This window comes from Corallococcus sp. CA041A, from assembly GCF_003612075.1.
Taxonomy (GTDB): Bacteria; Myxococcota; Myxococcia; order Myxococcales; family Myxococcaceae; genus Corallococcus; species Corallococcus exiguus.
In genome coordinates, this window is sequence record NZ_RAWF01000481.1 from 1 (window position 1) to 2,856 (window position 2,856).

The 2,856-nt window shown below is 67.0% G+C and carries 2 protein-coding genes, 5 tRNA genes and 1 other RNA gene; 1 reads left to right on the forward strand and 7 read right to left on the reverse strand.

The features are described 5' to 3' along the window. Nucleotides 1–9 precede the first annotated feature (9 nt). Nucleotides 10–1,386: a glycosyltransferase family 39 protein gene (locus D7V77_RS41310; RefSeq protein WP_233597548.1), complete on the forward strand. Its 1,377-nt coding sequence runs from the start codon at nucleotides 10–12 to the stop codon at nucleotides 1,384–1,386. Nucleotides 1,387–1,472: 86 nt separating this feature from the next. On the opposite strand, the gene ffs is transcribed toward D7V77_RS41310, so the two are convergent. From ffs to D7V77_RS41345, 7 genes are all read right to left on the reverse strand, one after another. Further along, nucleotides 1,473–1,565, reverse strand: an RNA gene (ffs, locus tag D7V77_RS41315) — signal recognition particle sRNA small type. A 28-nt stretch (nucleotides 1,566–1,593) separates the two neighbouring features. Continuing rightward, a tRNA-Ser gene (locus tag D7V77_RS41320) sits at nucleotides 1,594–1,680 on the reverse strand. A 13-nt stretch (nucleotides 1,681–1,693) separates the two neighbouring features. Beyond that, a tRNA-Ser gene (locus D7V77_RS41325) sits at nucleotides 1,694–1,780 on the reverse strand. A 7-nt stretch (nucleotides 1,781–1,787) separates the two neighbouring features. Next, nucleotides 1,788–2,255 carry a tRNA adenosine(34) deaminase TadA gene (gene tadA, locus D7V77_RS41330; RefSeq protein WP_120581647.1) on the reverse strand — a complete coding sequence of 156 codons (468 nt, stop codon included), beginning with the start codon at nucleotides 2,253–2,255 and terminating at the stop codon, nucleotides 1,788–1,790. 24 nt (nucleotides 2,256–2,279) lie between these two features. Further along, nucleotides 2,280–2,356: transfer RNA gene (locus D7V77_RS41335), tRNA-Arg, on the reverse strand. Nucleotides 2,357–2,385: 29 nt separating this feature from the next. Next, nucleotides 2,386–2,475: transfer RNA gene (locus tag D7V77_RS41340), tRNA-Ser, on the reverse strand. Nucleotides 2,476–2,517: 42 nt separating this feature from the next. Further along, nucleotides 2,518–2,604, reverse strand: a tRNA-Ser gene (locus tag D7V77_RS41345). Nucleotides 2,605–2,856: the final 252 nt, after the last annotated feature.

The following is a 2,856-nucleotide window of genomic DNA, read 5'->3' on the forward strand; positions in this document are numbered from 1 at the left end:
GGGCTGCCCGTGGGCTTGCGCGTGCTGGGGCTCCTCGCGGTGGCGCTGGTGCCGTGCGCCCTCGCGGTGAGCGAATTGGGGCGCATCCATCCGGACGAGGTGTTCCAGGCGCTGGAGCCCGCGTACTGGCGCGTGCACGGCTACGGCGTGCTGGCCTGGGAGTGGCGCGAGGGCCTGCGCAACTGGGCTGTCCCCGGCGTGCTGGCCGCCTTCCTCAAGGTGGCGCACGGGTTCGGCGTCACCGATCCGCGCGTCTACCGGGGCGTGGTGGCGCTGCCCCAATTCGCCCTGCACGCCTGGAGCCTGTGGGCCGTCTACCGCTTCGCGGAGCGCAGGGCGGGCCCGTGGGGTGGGGCGCTCGCGGTGCTGCTTGTAGGGCTGAGCGCGCCAGTGCTCCTCTTCGCCGGACGCACCCTGTCCGAGTCCTTCTCCGCGTCCTTCCTCCTCGTGGCCATGGAGGCCCTGGACCGGCCGGACACCGGCGCGGACGCACGCGTGCGCCGGGCGGGGCTCCTGGGCGGCATGGCCCTGGGGCTCGCCGTGGTGACGCGTTACCCGTCCGCCCTCTTCGTGGTCGCCGCGCTCCTGTGGCTGGCCGTCGCCCGGAGGTGGCGCCTGCTCGCCTTCACCTGCGTGGGGGGCGCGGCGGTGGCGGTGGGCCTGGGCCTGCTCGACTGGGGCACCTGGGGCACGCCCTTCCACTCGTTCCGGGCCTACGTGGACTACAACCTCCTCTCCGGGAAGGCCGCCGCCGCGTTCGGCGCCTCACCGCCGGACTTCTACTGGGGGCCGCTGCTCCAGGCCGTGCCCCTCTGGGCCTGGGCCGCCGTACCCTTGTCGCTGGCCCCCCTGGTGCGCTTTCGCGCGCTGTCCCTGCCGCTCACCTGCGCGGCCGTCTACACCGCCGTCCTCCTGGCCACGCCCCACAAGGAGGAGCGCTTCCTCTACCCGGGGCTGGCGGTGGCGCTGCTCGCGGCCGCGTCCCAGCTGGCCGCGTACTTCTCCACGCTCTCCCGGCAGGGCCTGAGGAATGGGGCGGCGGTGCTCGCGCTGGCCCTGGGCTTCGTGCATGGCCGCGGCTTCCCGTCCAACGACCTGCGAGCGGACCAGTTCCGCGCCATCGCCCGGGCCACGAGGGGGGACGCGACGGGGCTGCTCATCGTCAACGAAGGACTGTGGGGCTCCGGGGGCTTCTTCTACATCGGCAAGAACATCCCCTGGCGCACCTGCGACTGGCCCCGGGACGCGGCCTTCCAGGCCTCCATCCACGACCGGGCCTTCAACCGCGCCGTCACTTTCGAGGGCCGGGCCCTGACGGAGCTCCAGGCCGCCGGCTTCCGCGTCGTCCGCGAGGTGGGGCGCGAAACCATCCTCGTCCGCGACTGAAGCGAAGCAGTCAGCCGGGCAGGGGAGAGCAAGCCCGCAAAGCCGAAGCGCCGGCATCCCCGGAGGGATGTCGGCGCTTCAGGTGAAACAGAACGGCCGGGACACACGCGGAAGTACGCTACCGTTGCTTCCTTCCGGACCTGGCGGGGTTCGCGCCCCCACGTTGTCCCGACCACAAAATCAGTGCTGCGACTTCGAAAATAACAACGGAGAGGGTGGGATTCGAACCCACGATACCCTTTCAGATATGCACGCGTTCCAGGCGTGTGCCTTCAACCGCTCGGCCACCTCTCCAATCACGATGGAGCGGAGAGCGTAGGATTCGAACCTACGGTACCGTTACCGGTACGCCTGATTTCGAGTCAGGTGCCTTCGACCACTCGGCCAGCTCTCCAGAGTATTCAGTTTTCACGTCGCTTCGCGCGCAAGCGCTCGAAGAACGTCTTGAGAAGCTGGCGACTGTCGTCCGCCAGGATACCACTTGTCACTTGAAGCCGGTGGTTGTGCCGGGGCTCTTCCACCAGGTTGTACAGCGAGCCGACCGCACCCGCTTTCGGATCCATTGTACCAAAGACGAGTCGGGTGACACGAGACTGAACTAGAGCACCGGCGCACATGGCACACGGTTCCAGCGTCACGTAGAGGGTCACCCCGGAAAGTCGCCACGCGTCGCGAGCTTTCGCAGCGGCGGCGAGGGCAATCATTTCGGCGTGGGCGAAGGGATTCCGGTCGCATTCGCGGCGGTTGTATCCAATGCCCACGACGTTTCCGTCGAGCACCGCCACCGCACCTACCGGTACTTCCCCAAGTGAAGCCGCTTCCCGCGCGAGCTCTAAAGCCTGCTGCATGAAAGCGATGTCGTCACTCATGTTACGTGCGCGCCTGAGAAGAAGTGGCGCTCCCTGGAGGATTCGAACCTCCGGCCTTCGGATTCGTAGTCCGACGCTCTATCCAGCTGAGCTAAGGGAGCATTTCTTCCGGCTGCTGCTTTACATCAAGTGGCGGAGAGAGAGGGATTCGAACCCTCGATACCCTTGCGAGTATGCAGGTTTAGCAAACCTGTGCCTTCAGCCTCTCGGCCATCTCTCCAACTCTTCTCTGTCAAAGAACCACGAAACTCAAGCTCAAAATCGGAGGCGGTAGGATTCGAACCTACGGAAGGCTTTCACCTTCTGCGGTTTTCAAGACCGCTGCCTTCAACCGCTCGGCCACGCCTCCACAGCAGGTGCCGCCCGGTTCCCGGCGGGCCAACCGCGCCCGTGGGGCCGCCCTTCTACATCATTTCTTCCCTGTGGCAAGCGAGATGTTGGCCCCTTTTTACGTCCGGGGCCCCATCGCCCTGACTAAGTAGGTCGCCAGAAGTTCTCTAACAAATCGCGCAGCCAGAAGCCCTCGGCGAGGCAGCCCGCCTTGCGGAGGGCGTCCTGGGGAGAAAGGCGCACTACCCAGCGGATGGCAGCGGCGACGTGC

Excerpts from the sequence above, each read along its gene's own strand:
- tadA (WP_120581647.1), bottom strand. The coding sequence starts at position 2,255 with ATGAGTGACGACATCGCTTTCATGCAGCAGGCTTTAGAGCTCGCGCGG.